The sequence below is a fragment of the Cytobacillus citreus genome (assembly GCF_018343665.1).
In the GTDB taxonomy this organism is placed as follows: domain Bacteria; phylum Bacillota; class Bacilli; order Bacillales; family Cytobacillaceae; genus Cytobacillus; species Cytobacillus citreus.
This window is the reverse complement of record NZ_JAGYPM010000009.1, coordinates 72,462-97,521: the sequence shown is the minus strand read 5'-3', so window position 1 is coordinate 97,521 and position 25,060 is coordinate 72,462. Positions and strand designations below refer to the sequence as shown.

Sequence of the window (25,060 nt, the reverse complement as noted above, 5' to 3'; positions counted from 1 at the left end):
CAGTATCGAATAGTTAAAGTAGAAAGAGAAAGCCGTTCATTTTCTATATTAACTCTTTCATCGGATTTATTAATAGACTGGTATAATGATAATGAGAAAATGTTAATGTTTGAGCTTAGTTTAATGATTATGTTTGGTGCTTAATGTTGATATTGGCGATATTATTAGGCTGAAAAAGTAAAAAATCAATGGGGGATACGAAGTGATTACATCAGAAGAAATTAAACGCAGATTATGGGACGGGGCAAGTGAACTACGTGGTTCAATGGATGCCAGCCGTTATAAAGATTATATGCTTGGATTGATGTTCTACAAGTTTTTGAGCGATAAGACTTTAGAAACATTCAAAGTGACCAGCGGTTTAGGGCAAATGGCTGAATCCGAATTAGTGGAAGAGTATACAAAGGCAAAAGCAGAATACGGTGAACAACTAGATAAAATGATTCAAAATGTACTCGGTTATTATGTATCGCCTGAGTATCTCTATCAGACATGGTTAAAAGACATCAATTTAGGAGATTTTGAAGTTCAAAAAGTAACAGATAGCTTGAATAACTTTGAGCGTACGATTGCCGTGTCTGGTGATTCGAATGACTTTAAAGGATTGTTCTCAAGTTCTACACTTGATTTAACGGATACTGCTTTAGGCAGTAACTTAAACGAACGTAGTAAAAATATTAAGGCCTTGATTTTACTATTTGCAGACTTGAACATGGTGGCTTTGCAAAAAGGCGATGTTCTGGGAGATGCATATGAGTATCTTATCGGGCAGTTTGCAATGGAGTCGGGGAAGAAGGCTGGTGAATTCTACACGCCACGACAAGTCAGTGAAGTCATGGCACAAATCGTAGCGAAAACATCAGACGTCAAGTCAATCTATGACCCGACTGTCGGTTCTGGTTCGCTACTTTTAACGGTTAAGAAGCATTTAGATGAAGATGTTCAAAAGAATTTAAGCTATTACGGTCAAGAAAAGAATACAGCAACCTATAACTTAACTCGTATGAATTTATTGCTTCATGGTGTTCGTCCGGAAAAGATGACCATTAAAAACGGCGATACACTTTCACAAGACTGGCCAGAGGATCCAGAGCGTCCAAATGAAGGCGTGCAGTTTGATGCGGTCGTTATGAACCCACCTTATTCCGCGAAAAATTGGAACAAAGCAGGATTAAAAGTCAGTGACCCTCGTTTTGAAGTTGCTGGCGTATTGCCACCAGACTCTAAAGGAGATTTTGCTTTTCTTCTACATGGGCTATTCCACTTAGGCCAAAATGGAACAATGGCGATTGTGTTACCCCACGGTGTGCTATTCCGTGGTTCAGCTGAAGGTGAGATTCGTGAACGTTTGCTTGAGAAAAACTATATTGATACAATCATTGGCTTACCAAATAACTTATTTACTAATACGGGAATTCCAGTAGCCGTGATGATTTTGAAGAAGAATCGTAATATCAATGAACCTGTACTGATCATTGATGCTTCCCATGACTTTATCAAAGTAGGGAAACAAAATGTCCTACAAGAAAAGGACATCGCAAAAATTGTTGATACGTATGTTGAACGTAGGGAAGTAAATGGTTATAGCTGTCTGGTGAAACGTGAAGATATTCTCGAAAATCAATACAACATGAATATTCCTCGCTATATTGAAGCGATAGATAAAGAGATTCCTCACGATGTAGATGCTCACTTACAAGGTGGGATTCCTCAAAAGAATATTGATGATTTGAAGATTTTACAGTCTACAGTGTCAGATGTTTTAGGAAAATCTTTGAAAGAAATTCGTGATGGTTATGTCGAACTTTTGAAGCCAGTTGAGGAAATTTCAGATGCTATATTAAGTGACTCTCGCATTGTTGAAAAATCAAAAGAAATCGAAAGCAAAGCAAAAGCCTATATTGATAAATACTGGGGCATTTTACGAAATGTAGACAGTAGCAGTAGTTTTACTCAGCTGATGGATGAAATGCTTGTTGAAATCAAGACGATTTTGGCGGATTTCAATTATATTGATGTTTATGATGGGTATCAGATTGTGGCTGAAATTTGGAAGAATGCACTGACACATGATACGGAAATCATCGCATTGAGTGATTTCTATACGGCAGGACGCACTCGTGAACCCAATATGGTAACGAAAGGAACCGGCGATAAAAAACGTGAAGAGCAAGACGGCTGGGTTGGCAGTATCGTACCGAATGAGTTGATTGCGAAACTTTTATATAGTGATGAGCTAGAAGAAATCGAATCAAAGAATATTCGCATTCAAGAAATTGAAAATGAGCTGTCAGACTTGGTTGAGTCTGCGAAAGTTGAAGACAGCGATGAAGCCAATGCTTTAGGTGAAATGTTGAATGAAGCTGGAGAAGCTTTTGAAAATAAATCAGTCAAAGCAGAGTTGAAGAAGGTGAGCAAGGGAACAGTTGAATATAACCTACTGAAGAAAGTTGAAAAGTTATTTGCAGATAAATCAGCGCTTAGCAAAGCCGTGAAAGCTGATGAAAAAGCGCTCAAAGAGGCTGTGCAAGAACGTATCTTAACTTTGACAAATGAAGAAATCGACAACTTGATGTATGAAAAATGGTTCGGTAGTACGGTGGACGCTATGGTTTATTTGATAGAACTTCCGTTAAAAACAGAGCTAAGTACGCTGCAAATGTTGCACAATCGTTATGCAGATACTTTGTCAGCGATTGATGAAGAGAGTAGTGGCTTAGAATCAGCGTTTAAAGCATTGATGAGTGAATTGGTGGTGAGATAATGACGCAACAAACAAATTCAGTGCCAAAAAGGCGATTTAAGGAGTTTCAAAACACTCAAGCTTGGGAACAGCGTAAGTTAGGTGAAGTTGCCGAAAAGGTTTCTGTTGGCATAGCTACGTCTTCAAGTGAACACTTTACCGATAGAAATAAAGGAGTTCCTTTCATCAAAAATCAAAATATAAAACAAAATAGAATTGATGATAGTGAATTAGAATTTATTTCAAAAGATTTCGATCAAGCTAATTCTACAAAAAGAGTAAAAACAGGGGATGTTTTAACAGTAAGAACCGGATATCCCGGACTAAGTGCTGTTGTACCAATGCATTTAAATTGTGCCCAAACCTTCACAACATTAATTACGAGACTGAAAAAAAACAAAGCTCTACCTGAATTTGTATCAATATTTATTAATTCTGATGTAGGTATGAAACAAATAACGGGAATGGAAGCAGGGGGAGCGCAAAAGAATGTTAATGCTGGTACCCTGAGGAATTTAACTATTTCAATACCAACTTTAGATGAACAGAAGGTAATTTCTAAGTTCGTTAGCCAGTTTGATAAGTTGATTACTCTTCATCAGCGCAAGTTAGAAAAGACGAAAGCGTTAAAGTCTGCATACCTTTCTGAAATGTTTCCCACTGAAGGTGAACGTGAACCAAAACGGAGATTTGCAGGATTTACTCAAGCTTGGGAACAACGGAAAGTTGGGGAATTAGCTGATATAGTACGAGGTGCAAGCCCTCGACCTATTCAAGATCCGAAATGGTTTGATGATGAATCTGATATTGGATGGTTACGAATTGCAGATGTAACTGAGCAAGGCGGACGTATTCATTATCTTGAACAACGTATATCAAAAGCTGGGCAAGAAAAAACTCGTGTATTAACTGAACCACATTTATTGTTGAGTATCGCTGCAACAGTGGGAAAACCTGTTGTGAACTATGTTAAAACTGGCGTACACGATGGATTCTTAATCTTTCAAAATCCAAAATTCGACCGTGAATTCATGTTCCAATGGTTGGAGATGTTCCGCCCGAAATGGCAAAAATATGGACAGCCTGGTAGTCAAGTCAACTTGAATTCTGATTTAGTAAAAAATCAAGAGATTATGTTACCAAGTGAAGAAGAACAGAAGAAAATTGGTGACTTTTTTGCACAACTAGACCACCTCATCACTTTTCATCAGCGTAAGTTAGAAAAACTCCAAAATATTAAAAAAGCATACCTAAATGAGATGTTTGTTTAGAGGGGAGCGTCAGTCATGAGCAATGCACCAAAAAGTGCGGCAGAGAAAACTTTTCAAGAGAATTTTGCTAAAGAACTACAAAAATATAAATGGGAAGCGCCCGACTTTCTAAACGGTAATATTCAAAAGGTAACCGTTGCTGACTTGGTTAAGCATTGGCGTAGAGAACTCAACCGAATCAATGCTGACCAGCTTGAAGGCGTGGAATTGACGGATAATGAGTTCAGTCAAGTGATGGCAAAAGTCAATCAAATTAGCAACAGTTACGAGGCAGCAAAGATTTTAGCGATTGAAGAATCAAAAGGCAAGATTGACGGCATTTACCGTGATGACCATCCCACAATCACAAGAAAACAAATCACGTTGACGATTTTCAAAAAAGCTGCAGTGCGTGGTGGGGATTCAAGTTATCGAATTGCTAGAGAGGTACAGACACCAAACAACAACCGTTTTGATATTGTCTTACTGATCAACGGCTTGCCCTTAATCAATATTGAGCAAAAACGCACAGATAAAACACTAGACGAAGCATTTGGTCAATTTATGCGCTACTATCGTGACGGCGAATACAGTAACAACTTCATGGCTTTTTCACAAATGATGGTGATCACTTCTGAAATCGCCACTCGCTATTTCGCTACACCAAAAACAGCTGGAGACTTTAACCCTAGTTTCGTATTCCATTGGGCAGATAAAGAAAACAATGTTGTAAATGCTTGGGAGAAAGTAATTGGGCAATTTTTGATGATTCCAATGGCACATCAGATGGTCGGAGATTACTTAGTTATTGATGAAGCTCGTGATGAGGAAAATAGACGACATATGTTAATGCGTCCATATCAAGTCCACGCTTTACAAGCGGTTGAAGGGGCAGCATTCGGTTGGGACAATGATGAAAAATTACCTCATGGCGGTTTTGTTTGGCACACTACTGGTTCGGGGAAAACTATTACGAGTTTCAAGACTGCTTTGTTTTTATCGACTAGAGCAGGGTTCGATAAAGTCGTCTTCCTTGTTGATAGACGTGAGCTAGACAATCGTACCAGTGAAAACTTCAAAGCATACGCTGCTTACGAGTCTGTTTCCGTTGATGATACGAAACACACCTACCAGTTAAAAAAGATACTCAAGTCAGCTAAAAACGGAATTGTGGTAACAACGACATTCAAACTGAATTCCTTAGTTAAGGAACTGGAAGAAGTACAAGATGTTAGTTTAGCAGATAAGAAAATCGTTTTTATCATCGATGAAGCTCACCGTACAACAATGGGGCAAATGATGGGAACCATTAAGCGCTATTTCAAGAAAAATGGGCTCTTCTTTGGCTATACTGGAACACCTTTATTTGATGAAAATAAGATCAAGGGAAAGGTCAATGAAAAAAGTGAGGTCATCAACACAACCGAAAAATTATTTGGACCTAAGTTACATCAATATACGATTGATGAAGCGATTGCAGATAAAAACGTATTAGGTTTTCACGTTGACTATATCAACACGGGAGAATTTAAAAGCTATGATGATTTAAGAGAGCAACTTGCTGAGAAGATGAAAGAAGAACACCCAGAGTTAACTGACAGAGAAATTGAACGCCAAGTTCAAGAATTGTCAGAAGCTGACGTTGAAAGGCAAGCGAGAAAAAGAGAATTGCTTACATATCAAGACGAAACACATATCCCACGAGTAGTGGAAGAAATTCTGAATAACTGGGAATCACAATCACAAGGTAGGGAATTTAATGCGATTTTGACAGTTGCTTATAAAAATCGTGTCATGGCTTATTATGATGAATTTAAAAAACAACTGAAAGAACGCGGAGAAAAATTGAATGTGGCTATGACATTCAGTTTTGGTAATGAAAATGATCCTACGCCACTAGACCCTAAAATTGTCGGAGATATGTTTAAGGACTATGCCGCATTTACGGGCATTTCGTTTGTTGCTGGTGATAAAAAACACGGCGAGGATGCTTACTTTGAAGATGTCGTGGAACGTGCCACTAGGGGTGGTAGCGGACGAAATCCAAAGAATATAGACCTCGTGATTGTGGCAGACCAATTACTGACTGGTTATGACTCTAAGCGTCTCAATACGCTTTATGTTGACCGTTCACTTGAACTTCAAGGTTTAATTCAAGCTTATTCACGAACAAATCGGGTCTTTGGCTCAACTAAAGAATTTGGTACGATTATTAACTTTCAATATCCTCGAATTACCGAAGAAATCGTAAATCAAGCTTTGAAGCTGTATGGAAGCGGGGGTAAGAGTAGCATCGCAATTGTTGATACTTATGAAACAGCCGTAAAGAAGTTCGCGATAAAAATTGCTGAAATGATTCCGGCTTTACCTGACCCTACTGATTGGCAAACAATTGAACATGATGAGAAGAAAAAAGAAGCATTCATACTTGCTTTTAAAGATGCTGCTGAGCAGTTAAATTTAGTCGAACAATACTATGAATTTAAGTGGGATGATAGTACTTTTGGTATTGATGAACATAAGTGGTTGCAGTATGTCGGTGCGTATAAAAACTTAACTTGGCAGCCCGGCACTCCTCCGCTGCCGTCAGCAGTTAATACCCTTGTTGGAAAAACGAAGTTAGCGGGTACGCAAGTAATCGATGCGTATCATATTCTTAGTTTAATCGGTTCAAAAGTCACCTCATCGAACGGCATGCAAACGGTGGATAGTGAAACACTCCGTATCATTTATCAACAAATTCAAGAGTTGAGTAACATGGGGGAATACGAGCATGCACAGTTGTTGAAGGAATTTGTGGATGCGGAGCTTGTGCCTGGTAACTTATCAAGCGGTTTAAACTTTGATGAGGCATTTGAAATTTGGAAAGCAAGTAAGCTGCAGAATGCGATTATTGATTTCTCTTCGGAGTGGGGGCTAGATAGTGGGATACTTGAAAGATCAGTAAATTCATATTCTACTTCACAGCCTGATGTTGTTCCCTATATCAATGAGCTCATTAGTAGTGTTAATTTTAGCAAGGCAATCAATCAAACGGCTGGCAATTTGTTAAGGCATAATATGACACTAACTCCCAAACTTCCAGAATGGATGGCTGAAATTAAGCAAAAATATAGTTAACTTGATGGTGGCTTTGAACTGACTGAAAACGAAGAATAGCCAGTAAAACAGAATATGTTTGAATATAAGAGTCGAGGCGATACATTCCTTGGCTTTTTTTACTTTCACTTGGAACAGCATAACCTTGAGGACGTTGTGTAAATTACTATCGAGCAATCGCCAAACTTCTAAAGTTATACAGACAATCCTACTCCATATTCTCTTCCAAGCATTCATATAATTCATCTACATTTTTTCCTAGTAATTTAGCAAGTTCAAATAATTCCGGAACACTAGGATAAGAATTTCCAGTGCACCAGTTTGAGATCGTATTCCGAGACTTAATAAAGTGTATTATCGTTATATGGTGACGCGTCTATGAATGACCCAATATTACTTTTAATTTTGTTTCCGTGTACCTTTATTAAATTTTTTAAGCATCTATTATCAAATCAAGATACAGTATTGTTTTGTTTGTATAATTTTTCCTTCTTTTCCATACTACAATGATTTACAATTAATCAGAGGAAGTAACAATTTCTTTTAAAAAAATTTAATAATTTAAAAAGAGGGGAAAAAATGTCGACACAAGAAAAAATAAAAGCTGGATATTGGTCTATTGCAACACAAAAGCATTTGAAACAGTTTCAAGTTGATAGCGCTGGTCTTAGTAATTTTGGCAGTATTAATATTGCGGGTAAGGCTGGCAGATTTTTGGGTGTAATTAGAGGTAATGGAGTTATTGAAAACATGGAAAAACTAGTCCAAATGGCAAATACCGTTGGAATAAATAGTAAACATGAATTAGAAATGATAATACTTCCGTACCTGGCCAAGGCATCAGATAAACAAATAGAGTTAATTAAAGATACAACCGGTAGCATAACTGGAGTAGCAGAGTATGTATTTACGAATTCAAAGGTATTGGAAATATCTGGTCAACTTTTTGATAATCTTTCCCCAAATGCATTTGAACTGGTTACCGTTGAGACTATGGATGAGACTAAAAAAATACCGTATTTACAAAGCGAACTAACGCAGCTCCTAGTAGAGCAGGGCTACTCCGAGAAAGACATATCTTTAGCTTATGCCTTGCAAAAACAGTTTAAATTGATCCAGATGTTTGAAAAATCTAAAAGTCAAGAGCGGATCATTAGTAATGAGTATGTATGGGGTGCAAACAGTCAGAAAATTGCTCTTGCAATATCTGGACTGGAAATCGAAGGTAGACAAACCTTAAAGGAGATTATTGAGATTATACAACGTACACAGGGATACCCGCTTGAAAAGTTACCTGTTCAATCTAATGAATTTTTAAATTTAGCAAAAAAAATTGGTATGATTAATCCAACTACAATTGTGTCAAGAAGGGGGTTTCAAAAAGATTTTGGTTTTAGTTCTGACTTAATTGGGGCAAACTTAAATAATGACGACATTTTGGATGATGTTAAACTTCTTTTAGCTTCAATTAGATTTGGTGAAAATTATACACCACACTCTACTATCAATGATCCAGAAAGATTCCTAAATAAATTGATTAATAGTGGAGATATTGGTCCACATGATGCAAATGCTACAGACTATACTCTGTTAGAAAAAAAGGGAATTGTAAAAGTTGTAACTAAAACAAAGTTTAATTATTACACTGGTAGAGCCCGAACAGGTTCATGCTTAGAACTAATACGTAAAGATGTTGCCGAAGAAGCCTTAAAGATAATAAAGAGTCCAGATTACAATTTCCAGACAGATTCGGACATTACTGATTTTAGTTCAATGATTGAAACCGGTTCTTTTTTAACTCCAGAAGAATCAAGAATTAGATTAGGAGAATCACCAGAACATGTTCAAGAAGTTGAAGAACACGCTGTTAGATTACTAAGAGGGGAACTTTTATAGGAAAGGGTGAAAAGTTTGATCAATGAAAGGGAAGAAAAAAACGAATTGATTGATTTAAAAGATTCAAGTGAAGTAAAGGAAAAAAAAGCTGTTGAAAAAGACGATTTTGCAAAATCCTCAACAACTGAAATGTCTAAAGCACATAAGTTAAATCCAGATAAAACAGAAAAGGTATATAAAAGCTACAAGAAAAATCAGTACGAAAATGGTGGAAATTCAGCGGGGAGAAAAATTCCATTTACAATTCCTGTTGGAACGCTTTTGGAATTTAGATTAAAAAGACTATTGTTTAATATGGGGTATTTCCCAAAAGTTGGCGTTATAATGAAAACATCTCAAGATGAAGCAGCGGTAACAATAACTGATTTAGATGTTTATGGGATTTATGTTCATAAAGATTTTACTAGTAAAACTCTTTGGGCCGATTGTAAATCTGGGGGAGCAAAGGTACATGAGAGGATTTCCTGGATTAGGGGTATTATGAATACGGTAGATATTAATAATGCCCTATTTGTAAAAGGTGGGGTAAGAACTGAAGTAAAGCAATATGCGAGGAAGTATGGAATACAAGTGTTAGATCTAAGAATAATTGAAAAATTAGAGAAGGATTATAATATCCTATCTGATGATTGGACTGGTTCATGGAACCCTGAAACACAGCACAATCAACTTGTAACTTTTTCAAGAATTGCCGTCCCGACAAATGAAATCTTTAAAAAAATTGCTAACTTTATTTCATCTGACTATTGGGTCTTGGATAACTATTCGAGAGTAAAGAAAATTATAACCGCAATCCGGGAGCTGTCTAATATCTTAGATGTTCCAATTCCATCGGAACAATTAGTTTCAATAAAATGGGCAATTAACGAACTTGTATGCTTCTTTTTACTTTCAACATTAAATATATCAAAAGAATTATATTATTTTAGTGATAGGGAAAAATCCGACACAATTATTGAAGCGTTATCAGCCGGGGATGTTTCTAATAAGAAGAGAAAAGAGATTTTTGATGCTGCATTTAGGGTTGCGTATAGTATGGTACAAGGTCAAAATCCGGATTTTATACCACCAGCTGATTTACCATCTATCAACCTAGGTCCACCAAGATATACTGAAGCATTTAAAGATTTGATTAATAGGGTAACAAATAATCCACTTCAATATTATGATTTACTTAGATTTTTGGATTTTTCCTTAATGGAATACGATCTACAATCGAAGGATATAGATCATGATAAATTAAAAAGTATGTTCACCAATTATAATGACCTTATTATTGGTGCAAAAACATTGTTACATTTTATTAGTCAAATTACGGGTTTGCCACTTTCATACTTCCAAATTCTTAAACATTAGAAAAAAAATAATGTATGCACTGTTCTCTTGTGCATACATTATTTTTTTTCATTAACCTAACTAATTAATAATGCTTACAAGAATAACATTTGATGTTCTTATTTCAATGTAAGTAAAGATGGAATTGTTAGGATTTCTAACCTCGGCAAATACTGTCCTCGTCTTTTTCATAAGCACTTTTAAGTTATTTAAAATAAACTCAAAAGATGTTGATTTGTAGCGTCTATTTAACATGATTTCCTTATGTTTTATAAGCTGAAGAATTGGCGGCATGATGTATTAAGGAGTAACGGAAATTGATTTATTAAATAAAATAGATAACAAAATTAAGCTGAACAAGCTAAATCATCACTCATTATAAAATCCTCGATATAGATAATTTCTCCTCTAGTAACTCATTCACTTTATTGCCTCACCAATCCGCTTCATTACATGGGGCATATCGTAATAAATTTGCAGTCCAGTAAACCGCAGTACTTTCCAGCCATTCTCCATCAAACATTTATCCTTGCATCGATCACGCGCCTTTGCTTTTGGCGATGAATGATACGCCTTGCCATCGCACTCTATCGCGATGCGAGGACCAACTAACGCAATATCGATACGGTATTTACCGCAGGGAACTTGAGTTGTGACCGCATAGCCTCGAAATGTCAGAGCGTTATATAACTGGCGCTCGATAGGACTTTCGCATTTATTTCGTTCATCTACGACCAGATTAACGATTGGCACCGGTTTAGGGAGGAAAATAAAAGCCAAAATTGCAGCAGCATGTAGACCGAAAAATACAATATATTCTATCATGATATTTCACCTCAAAATTTACTGCTACTATTTTAGACTGTATATTTTAATTCTATACAAAAAAGCCCCGGTCATACCAACCCAGCACTCTCTACTTTTTGGAGACAATAATCTAACGCAGACTTGCTCTTAAGGCAGCTAATGCAAGTAACCTCGAATTTATGGGAGTTAAGATCAGTCATGCCGACTATTTATTTTCGGACCGTTCATAAAAATCGTCAAAAATACTTTTCACTATACTCAGGAAAACAGTTTTTTAATCCTCCATTTTTTCCTTTATTTCCAAAATAGAAAATAAAAGTTCAAAAATATAATTTCTTCCCATATTATCTTCTCTTTTATTTTTAATATTACAAGTAAAACAGATTGTTGACCAGTATTTTCCAATAATTTGTTATATAATGTAGAAAAAGAACGTAAGTATTGTTCAAAATACATAGAATCAAGAGGAAGTAGTTAATAGATGAAAATAGCGTTTGTTTGCTGTACAAAACTTAAAGAAGAAATGCCATGCAGTGCTAAAGAAATGTATTTAAAATCAACTTTGTTTAAGAAGGCTACAATTTACATAGAAAGTAAAGATTATGTCGACTGGTTTATTCTATCTGCCAAATATGGTTTATTAAGAAAACAAGATGTTATTGAACCCTATGATGTAACATTGAATTCAAAGAAAGCTTCTGAAAGGTTAAACTGGTCTAAAAGGGTGCTAGACCAGATAGAAGGTCTTCATCAAAATGTAAAACAAGCGGATTTTTACGTGGGGAAGAAATACCGGGAGTATTTAATCACAATGCTTGAACAAAAGGGAATTAAATGTAAGGTGCCGCTTGAAGGTAAAGGAATAGGTGATCAACTTTCTTTCTATACCAAATATTCTAATAAATAGAGTGGTGTTGTTAGTTACAATTTAGCCTAAATTATAAAATTAATTAAAGCAGAAGTAAGGGTGAAATGACATTGTTAGAAAAAGTGGTGTTGGAGTTAGTAAAAAGAGTGCAACAAATAAACACTCTTAGTACAAAAAAAGTAAATTATATTACCAATGTTGACCAAGTGGGAATCTATGTAGAAACTGAATCTTCTAGAAGAAAATTTGAAGAAGGTGATAAGCAAGAACCTTATGAAATTATTACAAATGATTTTCTCCTAGATGGATGGCAGGAATTTATTTCGGCAAGGAATGCCACAGCGGATGATTTCAGAAAAACTAGAGGACGAACCTCTTTCCTGATGGCATTATTTAGTCAATTACCTTTCGTTGAGATTTCAATTAATAATGGAAAAACCTTTATTCAGTTAAAAGAATATTTTACAGATGAGTTACCAAATGAACAGTATCATAAGGTAAAAAGCTTCTTAGAGGAAATGATAAACGGGCAATACAATCCAAAACAACTTAGCCAACAACTAGATGATAAGCTGTATCGGATTAAATCACGTGCTAGACAGGATGCAAGGTTACTTGGTTTTGTAAATGAATTTAAAGAAGTAAATATGTTTCAATTAGAAGAATACTCAGAATCTAGTAACAAAGATGACTACATAAAAAATATACTACCAAAACTGCAATATATTAATATGGTTCTCATTTGTTTAGACCTTTTAAGGGAGCTATCAGAAGAGGAAAAGAGAGCAGCTATAGTTGAGTTAGGAATGTTGATAGTTCGAAATTCTAGAGGTAGCAATCTTATGGTAGAATCGGTTGCAAAGGAACGAACTTATAATCTTCTTAAGTGGCTGGAAACAACAAAGTTAATTGATGAGAAATGGTCTCCTGTAGAAAGTTATTTTGAGACACAATCTCAAAGGGAGCAAGATATGACAAGCAAAATTAAGGATAGTTTATTAAGAATCATGAATGAATACATAGATGCAAAAAGAGAACCCTTTGGTGGGCATCCTTTGGGTGCATTTGTTCGACAGGATGTCACCAAGGAATTTACGCAGATTCCGTTCATAGATTCTGCAGAATATGTAGTGACTGGCTCTGTTGGACAAGGAAATTGGGCTGCAGTACCTTGGATTGCGATTATGAACAGTAGAATCACCGTTTCTACTCAGAGAGGCTATTACATCGGTTATTTATTTAGTGAGAATATGAATAGTGTTTTTCTCACACTAGCTCAGGGTGTTACAGAGACCTCTCACGAAGACATGCTGAGAATGAAACAAGAAATTCGAGATTCATTCTCTGATACATACAGGGTCCAAAAGGACGACAATATTATGTTAGGGACTAGTAAGAAAGCAAGGGATTACGCCTTTTCTACTGCTGCTTACATTAGATATGATTTGGAAAGTATGCCAGAGGAGCATGTATTTGATTCTGACCTGAAAGAAATGGTTGAAATTTATGAGAATTTTATAAGAATGAAGATTGGAAGCGTTTCGATGGAATATGAATCAAATAGATTGGAGAGTCAAGTGGTTGAAAGCCAGCTAGAACATATTAGTTACAAAAAACTTACTACTCATATTCACAATTATATAACAAGAAAGGGTTTCCTCTACTCCAAGGAAGAAGTAACAAACCTTTTCCTATCGCTCAAATCCAAACCCTTCGTTATTCTATCAGGGATATCTGGTACAGGCAAAACAAAGATTGTACAGTGGTTTGCGGAAAGTATAGGGGCGAGTGAGGCGAATGGACAATTTACTCTTATACCGATACGGCCGGATTGGAATGATGGTAGTGATTTGTTAGGTTATCGGGATATTAAAGGTGAATTTAAGGAAGGTCCTTTAACAAGGGTGATTAAAAAAGCAGCAGGTAATCCAACTAAGCCTTTCTTTGTGCTGCTGGATGAGATGAACTTAGCGAGAGTGGAGTACTATTTCAGTGATATTTTAAGTGTAATGGAGAGTCGGAAGTGGGAAGGTAGGAACATCCTTTCTTCACCTCTTCTTACAGAGGAAACCGCAGGATTTGAACTGAGACTCCCAAATAATCTATATATTATTGGTACTGTTAACATGGATGAAACAACACATCCATTTAGTAAAAAGGTTTTAGACAGAGCCAATACAATCGAATTTAACCGAGTGGACTTACAGAATTTATCCTTTCTAGAAGACTCTGAATCTATGGAGTCGTTGGAGATTGTCAATAACCAGTTAGAGTCTAAGTATTTGCATCTTAAGGATCTTTACTTGATTCATAAAGAAATCATCGAACGTACGACTAACGAGTTGGTTAAGATTAATGAAGCTCTAAAAATTATTCATGCCCATGTAGGTTATCGTGTAAGAGATGAGATTTGTTTCTATTTAGCATATAACGAGCTAGGAGATTTATTTAAATTTGAAGAAGCTCTTGATTACTGCATTCTTCAAAAAATATTGCCACGTATTGCTGGTAGTGATAGTAGAGTGGAAAAAGTTTTAATTGAACTTTATGCAATGTTTACCAATATGATATATGAAGAAAATAATACCAACGATTTTCAGTATGCCAAATATCCTGGAAGTGCCGAGAAAGTAGCTGAGATGCTGAGGAGGTTACAAGAAGATGGCATTACTTCCTTCTGGGTCTCGTGAGGATGTTGAATTAGTTCAAATTGAAACAGAGAAATGCTCTCTCATTATTAAAGGGAAGCCTTATCATGAGCGCTACGAAGGCCTAAAGCAATATCGAGCAATGGACTCGCACGATGTGATGGAATTTACTGTCGATGGCCATGGTATTCAGGAATATAAGGTTTATGATGTTCAAATTGGACAGCTAGTTTTCCCAAGTAACCTACGTCCGATCTTTTTCGAAAATGGAATCTATCAGGTTATCGTGGTGTCAAAGACTGGGGAGGAACTCACCTTCTATCATGAGCATCCTGTTTTAAGAAAAGCAATAACACCTGTGAAAATTGGAAATCATTCGGTATTGATGGGTAACCTTCATTTTCAAAATGAGGTAGGCCAATCCACCATTGAAATTCATCAGGCCGACAAGACCATACTGACAGTGACGCTTGAGATATTTCCAGTAAAGCTTGACTATAAAAGAGATTATCAAAAGCTATTAGAAGAAGTGAACGATGAAATTTATAATTTAGCCTATCATTTTATCCGAAAGACTTATTTAGGAGCCAGCGTGAAAATTGAAGGTAAACCTTCTAAAGCCGAGTTTTATCGCTTAATGAGTAGGCATTTTAATCAATTTATACATGCAATAGAGCATATTGAACACCAGCCTAATCATCGACTGCAAACGATTCATGAAAAGGCACGTGGGGACCAGCTAAGAAGGCTTGATTCGACGAGTCGAAGCTATTTACGTAAGAGGACTAGCTTGTTTGTAGAGGTTCAAAATGGAGTGGAGATTGACAAAAGACAATTGATGCCACGTGAAGGTTTAAGAATGAGGAAGGAATTAACCTATGATACTCTCGAAAATCAGTATGTCAAATGGATGATGGTACGGCTCATTCATAAGCTGACGGATTTAATTAATGCCATTCAAAGTGAAAATAATCGATGGAAGCAGCTACCAGATTTTGAATTGATTGAAAAAATTATCTCTATGAGAACGCAATTAGAGAAAAAATTGCATCAGTTTTTTTGGAGACAGATTAGCAAGCTTGATCGCTCTGTTATGAGCCTGGTAATGCAGATGGCACCAGGCTACCGAGACGCATTTCAAATCTATCTAACTGTTTCTAAGGGATTGGCTCTTCAAGGGAAATTTTATCAAATGTCCGTTAAGGATGTTGCTACTCTATATGAGTATTGGACCTATTTAAAGCTAGGCCAGATCCTTAGCCGAAAATACGATTTAGTCAGTCAGGATATTATTCGAGTAAACCATAAAGGCTTGTTTGTGAATCTCGATGTAAACAGTTCTTCTAAGAGGGTTTTTCAACATCCTGTCACGAAAGAGAAAATTGTTCTCACTTACCAAAAGTATGTGGGAAGGCTACCGACTATTCCACAGAAGCCCGATATGGTCCTGCAAATTTCTAAAAAGGGTAAGAACTATTCCTACAATTATATTTTTGATGCGAAATATCGGATTGATTATGCCCAGGCTGGTAGTTATTATCATTCTCGTTATTTTACGCCTGGCCCGATGGAGGATGATATAAATACAATGCATCGTTATCGCGATTCGATCGTTGCAGCTAAAAATGGTCCATATGAACGAACAGCTTTTGGTGCATACGTTCTTTTTCCGTGGGGAGAAGAGTATGAGTATCAACACCATCATTTTTATAAGAGTATTAACGAGGTAAATATCGGAGGGTTACCATTTCTTCCTAATGCAACAGCCTTAGTGGAAACATTTGTGGAAAGATTAATTGATGCTGGTCCAGAGGAAATCCAAAATGAAGGGATATTACCAAAAGGAACTCTTGAGGCATGGTCGTCCAGTCTTGAAGAAAAGGTACTTGTTGGACTAGTTTCATCAGAAGAAGATTATCGAAGGTTTAGGCAAGAAGGCTGCTTTGTAATTTTAGGTAATTGTTTAAGGAAAGGGTGGCAGGAGGCTAAACATATTGCTTTATATGTTAAAAATGGTGTTGGTTCCATAAATGGTGTTGTCGTATACGGGGAAATTATACAGATTCACACGGAAAAGGAAACAGTACGCTTTGAAGTTAATCATTGGAAAGCACTAGATGAGGCAATTAAACCCGTAGGATATGGAATTGCTAATTATATAATGACCACATTGAATACATTACAAGAATCAAAGGAACTTCCAGAGCTTTTCATGAAGTCAAAGGATGAAATGATTTTGTGGAGGATACTTCGAAGAGTTTCAGATCAAATTAAACTAGATTTAGATGCGGCGTATGTTGATGAAGCCAAGAATGTTATGGAGTATGAAATCAAAGATATTTCCATTCAGCTTAAACCTGTTGAACAAGAAATAATACTAACAAACCGAAATGTGTCGAGATCAATGTCCTTGGAAGTGCTTGAGAGAAATCCAACAGCCGTATTTAAAGTTTTAGTAGAGTTGCTATCTGATTAATATGAAAAGCTTGTAGATTAGTGCCAGTTATCATTAATTCTACAAGCTTTTTTTGAAGGGATTTCCAGAAATTTGTCGTAAATAGTTGATATAGTTAATTTGGAGGTGCGAAATATGACAAATGGGGGTTCCATTGATTTTTCAATAAATAGAAATTTAGCGGAGAAATTTAGTATGGCGTTAAAGCTTAATAATGAAAGTTCAAAGGATGTTATTACTAGATTGATGAATCAGTATGTAGCTGAAACCTTCTCGAAAGTATCAAATGAGGCTACTATTCAAATTAGCGGGAGGGCAGGTGACTCTTCGTCACCATCTATAGTTGAAAAGAAAAAAGAGAATGCAAAAATAACAAATGAGATGGTGGCCAGTGCCTATAAATATGCTAAGAAGGTCTACTTTGGTGAAATGACCAGGCAGGCAAGTAAAATTGCTGTTTCTAAAGCATCCGGAATGAATGAAGGGTCCGCACAGGATTATATAACTGATTTCTTAGCTATGATGGAAGTTATCAAGAAGTCCTTTTAACAACATATTCACTTCACTTTCAAAAAAAATATTTCTAATTATTTCTCTAATTCTATTATTAAATTTTTACTATAGAAAAACAACATTATTAGGTAATTTTGTTTAATTTAGGGGGATAGTAGTAATAAAATCTGAAGTAAAGAAAATGTGCAATTTGTTTAATTATCCTTGTAAAATTACATTAAATTTCCCATATCAAGCAATAAAGTAATAATGAATTTGCAAGATACAAGGAGATCCTTCATACTATAAAACTAGGTTTCTATTAAGGAATTATCCATCATAAGTCCAAAAATAGCTGTTCAGGCTTACATCAAGTCAATTAAGGAAAAGGTGATGTCCGTGTTTTTTCTTGCATTATCAGCCATGATTATTTCTATTATTGTTGGAACCGCCTTACTAATAGGCGGTGATTATGCGGTTGAATTGAGCCAGTCATTGTGGAGTAAAGAGCCACCCTTTGCAGAATGGAGAGCCACTATAAATAGAATCAAGAAAAACCTCTTGTATAATTATGTTGCATGCAAGCAAGCAAGCATGACACTATTATACAGGAGGTTTTTTATGGTTAATTGTCGGAAGATTCTGGAACTGTATTTTGAAGGGGTCAGTCAAAGAACCATTAGTTCTAGCACTGGGCATTCAAGAAATACAGTTTCAGATGTCGTTCAACGTGCCAAGAAATTTGGTGTGGAAAGCTTGAACGATACAATGACCAATCCATGGCTAGAAGCGTTTCTCTTTCCAGAGAAACAAGCTGTTTAGAAAGGTTACTTCCCGGTTGATTGGGAAAAAGTGCATAAGGAGTTACAAAAAAAGAATGTCACCTTGACTTTATTGCATCTCGAGTATGCGACAGAAGCACGTGAGGGTGGAAAGATTCCCTATTCCTATCGTACTTTTTGTGAAAACTATGGGAAATATGCGAAGAAGTATCTCCAAGTAGACCATAAATTACAAGTAGATAACATCACGAAAGGATCTTTGGTTGTTATGGTTACTGTATTTGGTGGTTGAATTCACTGGTGAACTTCATGAAACATAATATCTTTGTGACTTCGTGTTTCTAATAGATAAAAACCATACATTTGGATGAAATTTTTGGTAATATATATATAGGATTGTCGTAATGTGAAGAATAATAAGGAAATTCATCGAAATAGAAGGTAGTACTATCGCGACCCAAGAAGGATTAAAAGAGTATTAACATTGCTCCAGCAGATGAGAGTATCAGCCGAAAGTAAGGTTTGTAGCTCATTGACAATTTACAGAGCCTGTATTCACAGCAGAATGATAATAATTACGGGAGACGTAAGGTGTTTAAAAAAGAATTCATTGATTTAGAAAGAACAACATACTTAGATTTTATTTACTTAAGGTCGATAAGTGCAGAATTTTTAACTTCATACATTATAAACATTGAAGAAGCTATAGAACAGCGATGAGAAAAATAGATGACAAGGTGATAGATGAGGTTACTACCCTGTTGTTGGAACAGAAATTGAGCGAGAGCAGTTGCATGAACATTTTAAGGACAAGCTTATTGCCTTTTTGGTAAGGGAAAGTAGAAGGTTGACTTTTGAAGTGATTGTTGGTGAGGTTGGGAATTTCTCGGTAAAAGATAGACAAAAGATTTTGAAGAAGTTAGAACGAGCATTGTGAATGGAAGTAAAGTTAAATGATTATTTCCATTTAATGTTTATAAAATTATTCATCAAGATATCACTCTTCTCGTAAAGATTAATACATAGGGGCGATAATATGATAAAAAAATTAAATATTTACGATTATGGGGTCTATAAAGATTTTATCTGGAATAATGTAATGGGAAATACGGAAGATACAACCTTTGGACCTAGAAATATCATATACGGAAGAAACTATTCAGGAAAAACAACTTTTTCACGAATTTTTAGAAGCCTCGAGAATCGAAAACCCCATGAAGACTTTAAAGATGGAAAGTTTTTAATAACTTTAGAAGATGGAACAGAAATAACAGACCAAGAAATTGCTCAAGGAACATTTAATTTTAGAGTCTATAATTCAGATTTTAAGAAAGAAAATTTAAGCTTTTTGTATAACGATGAAGGCGAAATTTTGCCTTTTACAATACTAGGTGAAGAAAATGTTGATATTGACAAGAAAATTGATATTGAAAGGAGAAAAATTGAAGAAATTCAATTCAGACTTTATGGAACGAATAATAATGGGTTAGTTCATCGATACAATGTGGAAGAGAAAAGAATTTCTTCAATGGAGAAAGAATTACAGCAAAAAATTAGGGAAGCAGCAAGTGATATTAGAAACAATTCTTTATATTTTGTCGCTAATGAGAAAAAGAAGCAATATGATAGTAGAGATTTTCTTTCAGAAATACCTAGTGCATTAGCATTGGATATTCCTATTGAAGAAAGACATCGGAACATACTTAAAGAAGAAATTAAGCCAGTATTAAATACGATTAAGGATTTGGATTTTATGGATCCCAATTTATTACTGGAAGCTAATGAACTGCTAACTCGAAATATTAATCCTAGCAGAATTATTGAACGATTAGCAAAAAATAGTTTACTTCAGCAATGGGTAAGAGAAGGAATTGCTTTCCATAAGAAAGTACATAACGAAGAGTGTGCTTTTTGTGGGAGTCCAATTGATGAGCGAGCATGGGAAGAATTGGATAGTCATTTTACTACAGAAGTAGAGGAATTTTCCTTAAAGATTAATAGCTTAATTAAACAACTTGAAAATAAAAAAGAGCTGATAATGAATTACAAATTACCACTTAAGAGTTCAGATTTTTATTCTGTTTTTCAGGAACAGTTCAATATTTTAGTTGAAGAATATGAATTTCTAATAAGTGAAAAGATAAAGCATTTAGAGACTAAAATTGAGATTCTAGATGAGAGAAGACTTAACCTCTTTAACCCTTTTAATAAAACTATAAACGATAACGACCTTGCCCATCGTATCGAAATTAATATATCAAATATTAATATGTTAGTTGAGCGCCATAACAATTTTACAAATGGTTTCTTAAATGAACAAGAAAAAGCAAGAAGTCAGTTAAGATTCAATGAAATCCATAAGGTAATAAAGATGATTAACTATGAAAAGAGAAAAAGGAAAATTGATGAAGAAAATAAAAAGCTCCAACAAATCAGTTTACAAAAAGACACTTTAACAGTAAATGAAAAAGAGTCATTGACAAGAATTAAAAACCTAGAAGTAATGTTAAAAGACGAGCAAAATTCGGTTATAGAGATTAATAAGTATTTAAAAACATTTCTTGGTCATCCAGAATTATATCTAGATTTAATAAAAAATAGTGGACCAGAAAATCAATCAAAATTTGTGATAATGCGAAAACAAGAGCTGGCAAAAAATTTAAGTGAAGGTGAGCAAAGTTTAATTGCATTTTGTTACTTTTTAGCCACACTAAAAGATATTTCTAATGTTGATGATTACACTATTTTTATTGATGATCCTATCTGTAGTTTAGATAGCAATCATATTTTTTATGTTTATAGTTTAATAGATTCAGAGATAGCGAGCAAGAAATATAAGCAGATTTTTATTTCAACACATAATCTAGACTTTCTAAAATACTTGCAAAAGCTTACCAATCCGGAGAAAAATAAGCATAGAATGAAACTCTATCACAATAAGTGGTGGTTGATAGAAAAGTGTTTTAATAAAGAACGCGAAGTTGTTGGTACGGTTAAAAAAATGCCAAAATACTTAGAAAAATACTCAACAGAATTTATATATTTATTTCATGAGATATATCGAGTAGCAAATGAGGAACAATGCGATGAGAATTACCATGTATTCTACAATTTCCCTAACAATGCTCGTAAATTTATCGAAACCTATATGTTTTTTAAGTACCCAGATATTAAAATTGGAAATGATAGAAGAATACTATCTTTCTTTGGTGGGAATATGAAAGTTCGATCATTTATCAACAGAATAAACAATGAATATTCGCATGGTGAACAACAACCTGATAGATTATTTAAACCTGTTAATATACCAGAATTTAAGGAAAACGCGAAAATAATATTAGAAGCCATTTCTAATAGGGATAGTGAGCAGTATGACGCTTTCCTAAATAGTATTGAAGCTCTACCAGAAAAAGCAGAACAAAATATAGGGGTTTCATCTACTAACTAATTTAAGTCGGTTTTCTTTTACCAATCTTAAACATTCTAGAAGCAACAAATTAAGGAATTAGTTATGAAAATCATAAAATCTTTATTGTTTTGGTTTATTATTACTGAGATTTTGATAGGTGTTTTATTATATAGCTTTGGTTTTAGAATTACCTACTTTCCAGAACTTGAAACGAGTTGGGATGCGGTAGCTGCAACTGGCCAATGGGAAAGAGCGATATTTTAATAAATGAGTTAGGAGAAAGTTTATTGTATATTCATTTATATTGTGAAAAACATGTAAAAAACAAGTACGCCATATTTGATTTTTATAAAAAAGAAGACTTGAATATTTTTCTTACCCTTTTCTCAGACGATGTATCGGAGATTGATGAAAGATCCCTTATATATATTGAAGGATTTAAAACATTGTCTTATGAAGGACCAAGAGAGGGTATGTGGTATAGGTTTCCAATAGATTTTTTTGGGAACAATTTTATTTTGAGAGATTCTATAATAGAAGAATCTGCTATATTTAGATTGTTCCTCTCGTACTCCGGTGAAGAATTGGAGTTAAACAAATATAAAACAATCATCCCATCTTTAAATTTTACAAATGAAGTGAAAGTCGTTTCGAAACCTGACCCAAATTTTGAATTAAAACCAAAAGAAAATGAAGAGATTAAGTTAGAGGTATTTGGTGTAGGTCATGGAAATTGGAATGCAATTAAATCGGATTCATTTAATTTATTTTATGACACTGGAGCTGATATGACTTGGGGGATTAATCAGCTAACTAGTTTGGCTAGAAGACTTTCTATATCTCAATTAAATAATTTGCATATTATATTAAGCCATTGGGATGTTGATCATTATCATGGAATTTTAGGAATGTCCTCTAGTGATTTAAATGCAATACAATCTTTTATTGCTCCCTCACAAGTTCCAAATAATTTAACAGCACAAAGAGTATTAAATAAAATAAGAAGTGTGATAAGACCTATCTTAATAAAACCGACTCCCAAAACCTCGCGTGAGATCATGCTTTCTTCAGTTTATAATAACGAGTTTTTAGAAATATTCAGGGCATCGACTGGAAGTTATAGGAATCAAACAGGAATTGTTGTCTTGGTTAATGGTCCAGATCATACCGCTCTTCTAACAGGAGATCACCATTATAAGAAATTGGAGAAATATGTACTTAGAACCTATAGTCATAATAGCTATATCATGGTGATCCCTCACCATGGTGGATATGCGGGTAAATGGAACTCGAGTTTATTCACGGCATATAGTATAGAAGGGACAATGTCGTGTTTTGATTCAAATAATAGATTTAATCACCCGACTACATATAATGTGAATAATCTTAATCATGCTTCAATACCGTGGAAATCGACCAAAGGATTAACAGATCTCCCATACATTTTATAAAAACATGATGTTACAATTCCTATTCGCTAAAACCTGGGTATATCGCACTTCCTGCACACATCGTTGAAGGTATTACACACTCTCACCTTACGAGCGGCATGATGTAATATGGCCTTTCACATGATAATAAGATTATTAATTAAGTATAAGGTAAACAATACTACATCTATAATTATCTGCCATCACCATCCAATCCATGTGGAATACGGAAACAAACGAAGAAATTTAAAACTGTTCAACAACGTTATACATTCAGAACATTTTACACAAATTTTACACATTTATAAGCAGAATTATATTAAATCAGTATTTCGACCCCAACACCAGTTTCAAAATACAAAAAAACCGTTTCTCCACAATAATGAAACGGTTTTTTCTATTAATTTTTCAAGTACTAAAAAGTGCATTTATCGGAGCAACCCCATCTCAAAGTTTGCACCACAATACCAATTTGGATCCAATATTTAATCAAGTAGCTCAAGAAAGCAAATTATTCCTTCTATCCTCCCATAAACCCACCACATCCTCTCAATAGCTTGCCTTACCATTACCATCCTCATGCTCAATGCTAACCGCATAATCATATCCGTATAGTCGAAGCGTACTAATAATATCAGCCATACTTTGGAATTGTGCCCAAATCCAACAGTGAGGAAGTACAAAGAGCGATTTTGCATTGCACTGTACGGGGTCATGTCAGTTAAGTCATTTCGATTTGTATTTGGCTGATCAATGATTGTGTCCTTTGATTACTGCCATCGTTTTTTACCACCTCTGCCATCTTTTGTACCAGCCTTTGCCAAGGAATTTACCATGCTGTGCCAAGTAATTTACCAGTAAGCCCTCCACTAACTCACAAATCGTATGTTAGTGGAGGGCTGTTGTGTATTAAAACCTCGTGTTAATCGTTAAAGTACTGTCTTATGATTTTTCTTGCCCCTTCATGGATATCCTGTTCAGACCATGTGAAGGGGAAAGGTTCTTCTCCGTATGTTTCCAGTAATCTTTCCTTTAATTCATCAGGGAAAGGTACACACCTTCTATTGCCTCCCCAATAATAGGAATCTTCCATTTTGGATAAACCTTCTCTTGTCAAAACAACCATATTTCAGACCTTACTACTGCTTAATCCATGACGTTCACGCATGGAGAGGTCACCGTCTAATAAAAGCTGGTAGGAATCATGGATAATGCGGTCTAAAATGGCTTCGGCAATGGTGCCATTCCCTAATTTCATGTGCCATCCATTTGGATCGATTTGGGAACAGTAAATGGTAGAGGAGGTTTTATGACGTGCTTCTGTAACCTCCAATAAGATATTGGCCTCATCTTTTGATAAATCCATAAGTAGCCATCCATCAAGAATCAGTACATCAGTTTTGATATATTTATTGATTAACTTACGATAGCTGCCGTCTGCCGCCAGTTTTGCCAGAGAGAGTTCGTCCAACAATTCAGGCAGCCGAACATACATTACCTTGTGGAATTGACGACACGCAGATATGCCAAATGCACAGGCCATAAAGGTTTTTCCTGACCCGGTTGGTCCTTTCAGTATGATGTTATGATGATTTTGAATATATAGGCCACTGGCCAATTTTAATATGAGTTCCTTATTTATTACGATCCTTGTAATACTCAATGTCTTCAATACAAGCTTTTGAATCTGAGAACGAGGCACTGATTATTGCGAATGAATTGAGCCATTCATTGCGGAGAAAAGAGCCATCATTTGCGGAATAGAGAGCCACTAATAGAATTACTCATTCATGGAGTAGAGCCAGAGCCACAGCGAAGCTGCTTGCCATTGACTGTAACGCCCGAT

The 25,060-nt window shown here is 35.3% G+C and carries 17 protein-coding genes and 2 pseudogenes; 14 read left to right on the top strand and 5 right to left on the bottom strand.

Annotated features, from left to right (window positions below):
• The first annotated feature begins 202 nt into the window (after window positions 1-202).
• The 3 genes from KHA94_RS24310 to KHA94_RS24300 are packed head-to-tail and all read left to right on the top strand — an operon-like array spanning window position 203 to window position 7,113.
• The gene (locus tag KHA94_RS24310; protein ID WP_213104654.1) at window positions 203-2,764 is read left to right on the top strand and encodes a type I restriction-modification system subunit M; all 2,562 of its coding nucleotides are present in this window, start codon (window positions 203-205) and stop codon (window positions 2,762-2,764) included.
• Window positions 2,764-4,014 carry a restriction endonuclease subunit S gene (locus tag KHA94_RS24305; protein ID WP_213104653.1) on the top strand — a complete coding sequence of 417 codons (1,251 nt, stop codon included), beginning with the start codon at window positions 2,764-2,766 and terminating at the stop codon, window positions 4,012-4,014. The genes KHA94_RS24310 and KHA94_RS24305 overlap by 1 nt, the downstream gene beginning before the upstream one ends.
• 15 nt (window positions 4,015-4,029) lie before the next feature.
• Window positions 4,030-7,113 carry a type I restriction endonuclease subunit R, EcoR124 family gene (locus KHA94_RS24300; RefSeq protein WP_213104652.1) on the top strand — a complete coding sequence of 1,028 codons (3,084 nt, stop codon included), beginning with the start codon at window positions 4,030-4,032 and terminating at the stop codon, window positions 7,111-7,113.
• 187 nt (window positions 7,114-7,300) lie between these two features.
• Here KHA94_RS24300 and KHA94_RS26150 read toward each other — a convergent pair whose 3' ends face one another.
• Window positions 7,301-7,420 carry a helix-turn-helix transcriptional regulator gene (locus KHA94_RS26150; RefSeq protein ID WP_338030873.1) on the bottom strand — a complete coding sequence of 40 codons (120 nt, stop codon included), beginning with the start codon at window positions 7,418-7,420 and terminating at the stop codon, window positions 7,301-7,303.
• A 251-nt stretch (window positions 7,421-7,671) separates the two neighbouring features.
• On the opposite strand from KHA94_RS26150, the gene KHA94_RS24290 reads away from it, so the two are divergent.
• On the top strand, window positions 7,672-8,988 hold the full coding sequence (locus KHA94_RS24290) for a hypothetical protein (RefSeq protein ID WP_213104651.1): 1,317 nt from the start codon (window positions 7,672-7,674) through the stop codon (window positions 8,986-8,988).
• Between the two features lie 15 nt (window positions 8,989-9,003).
• Window positions 9,004-10,344: a hypothetical protein gene (locus KHA94_RS24285; RefSeq protein ID WP_213104650.1), complete on the top strand. Its 1,341-nt coding sequence runs from the start codon at window positions 9,004-9,006 to the stop codon at window positions 10,342-10,344.
• A gap of 399 nt (window positions 10,345-10,743) precedes the next feature.
• Here the strand turns inward: KHA94_RS24285 and KHA94_RS24280 are convergent, their stop codons facing one another.
• Entirely contained in the window at window positions 10,744-11,148 is a 405-nt protein-coding gene (locus KHA94_RS24280) for an endonuclease domain-containing protein (RefSeq protein WP_213104649.1), read from the bottom strand.
• 463 nt (window positions 11,149-11,611) lie between these two features.
• On the opposite strand from KHA94_RS24280, the gene KHA94_RS24275 reads away from it, so the two are divergent.
• The 9 genes from KHA94_RS24275 to KHA94_RS24235 all read left to right on the top strand — a co-directional run bounded on the left by KHA94_RS24275 (window position 11,612) and on the right by KHA94_RS24235 (window position 23,235).
• Complete coding sequence (locus KHA94_RS24275) at window positions 11,612-12,037, top strand: DUF6884 domain-containing protein (protein WP_213104648.1); 426 nt, start codon at window positions 11,612-11,614, stop codon at window positions 12,035-12,037.
• A gap of 71 nt (window positions 12,038-12,108) precedes the next feature.
• Window positions 12,109-14,688: an MrcB family domain-containing protein gene (locus KHA94_RS24270; RefSeq protein WP_213104647.1), complete on the top strand. Its 2,580-nt coding sequence runs from the start codon at window positions 12,109-12,111 to the stop codon at window positions 14,686-14,688.
• A complete protein-coding gene (locus tag KHA94_RS24265) occupies window positions 14,660-17,122 on the top strand; it encodes a restriction endonuclease-like protein (protein ID WP_213104646.1) in 2,463 nt (820 codons plus the stop codon). The genes KHA94_RS24270 and KHA94_RS24265 overlap by 29 nt, the downstream gene beginning before the upstream one ends.
• A 114-nt stretch (window positions 17,123-17,236) precedes the next feature.
• Window positions 17,237-17,650, top strand: a complete 414-nt coding sequence (locus KHA94_RS24260) for a hypothetical protein (protein WP_213104645.1) — start codon at window positions 17,237-17,239, stop codon at window positions 17,648-17,650.
• A gap of 336 nt (window positions 17,651-17,986) precedes the next feature.
• Entirely contained in the window at window positions 17,987-18,415 is a 429-nt protein-coding gene (locus KHA94_RS26145) for a hypothetical protein (protein WP_249365735.1), read from the top strand.
• Window positions 18,416-18,478: 63 nt separating this feature from the next.
• A complete protein-coding gene (locus KHA94_RS24250; protein ID WP_213104644.1) occupies window positions 18,479-18,667 on the top strand; it encodes a hypothetical protein in 189 nt (62 codons plus the stop codon).
• Window positions 18,668-19,411: 744 nt separating this feature from the next.
• Window positions 19,412-21,823 (top strand): AAA family ATPase, encoded by a 2,412-nt coding sequence (locus tag KHA94_RS24245; protein WP_213104643.1) that lies wholly within the window; start codon window positions 19,412-19,414, stop codon window positions 21,821-21,823.
• A 63-nt stretch (window positions 21,824-21,886) separates the two neighbouring features.
• Complete coding sequence (locus KHA94_RS24240) at window positions 21,887-22,048, top strand: hypothetical protein (protein WP_213104642.1); 162 nt, start codon at window positions 21,887-21,889, stop codon at window positions 22,046-22,048.
• A gap of 23 nt (window positions 22,049-22,071) precedes the next feature.
• The gene (locus KHA94_RS24235; protein WP_213104641.1) at window positions 22,072-23,235 is read left to right on the top strand and encodes a ComEC/Rec2 family competence protein; all 1,164 of its coding nucleotides are present in this window, start codon (window positions 22,072-22,074) and stop codon (window positions 23,233-23,235) included.
• Window positions 23,236-23,784: 549 nt separating this feature from the next.
• Here the strand turns inward: KHA94_RS24235 and KHA94_RS24230 are convergent.
• The 3 genes and pseudogenes from KHA94_RS24230 to KHA94_RS24220 form a co-directional block, all read right to left on the bottom strand.
• Window positions 23,785-23,984 (bottom strand): annotated as a pseudogene (locus KHA94_RS24230) (sugar phosphate isomerase/epimerase); the annotation flags it as partial.
• Window positions 23,985-24,136: 152 nt separating this feature from the next.
• Entirely contained in the window at window positions 24,137-24,307 is a 171-nt protein-coding gene (locus KHA94_RS24225; protein WP_249365734.1) for a hypothetical protein, read from the bottom strand.
• Window positions 24,308-24,343: 36 nt separating this feature from the next.
• A pseudogene (locus KHA94_RS24220) lies at window positions 24,344-24,908 on the bottom strand (ATP-binding protein); the annotation flags it as partial.
• Between the last annotated feature and the right edge of the window lie 152 nt (window positions 24,909-25,060).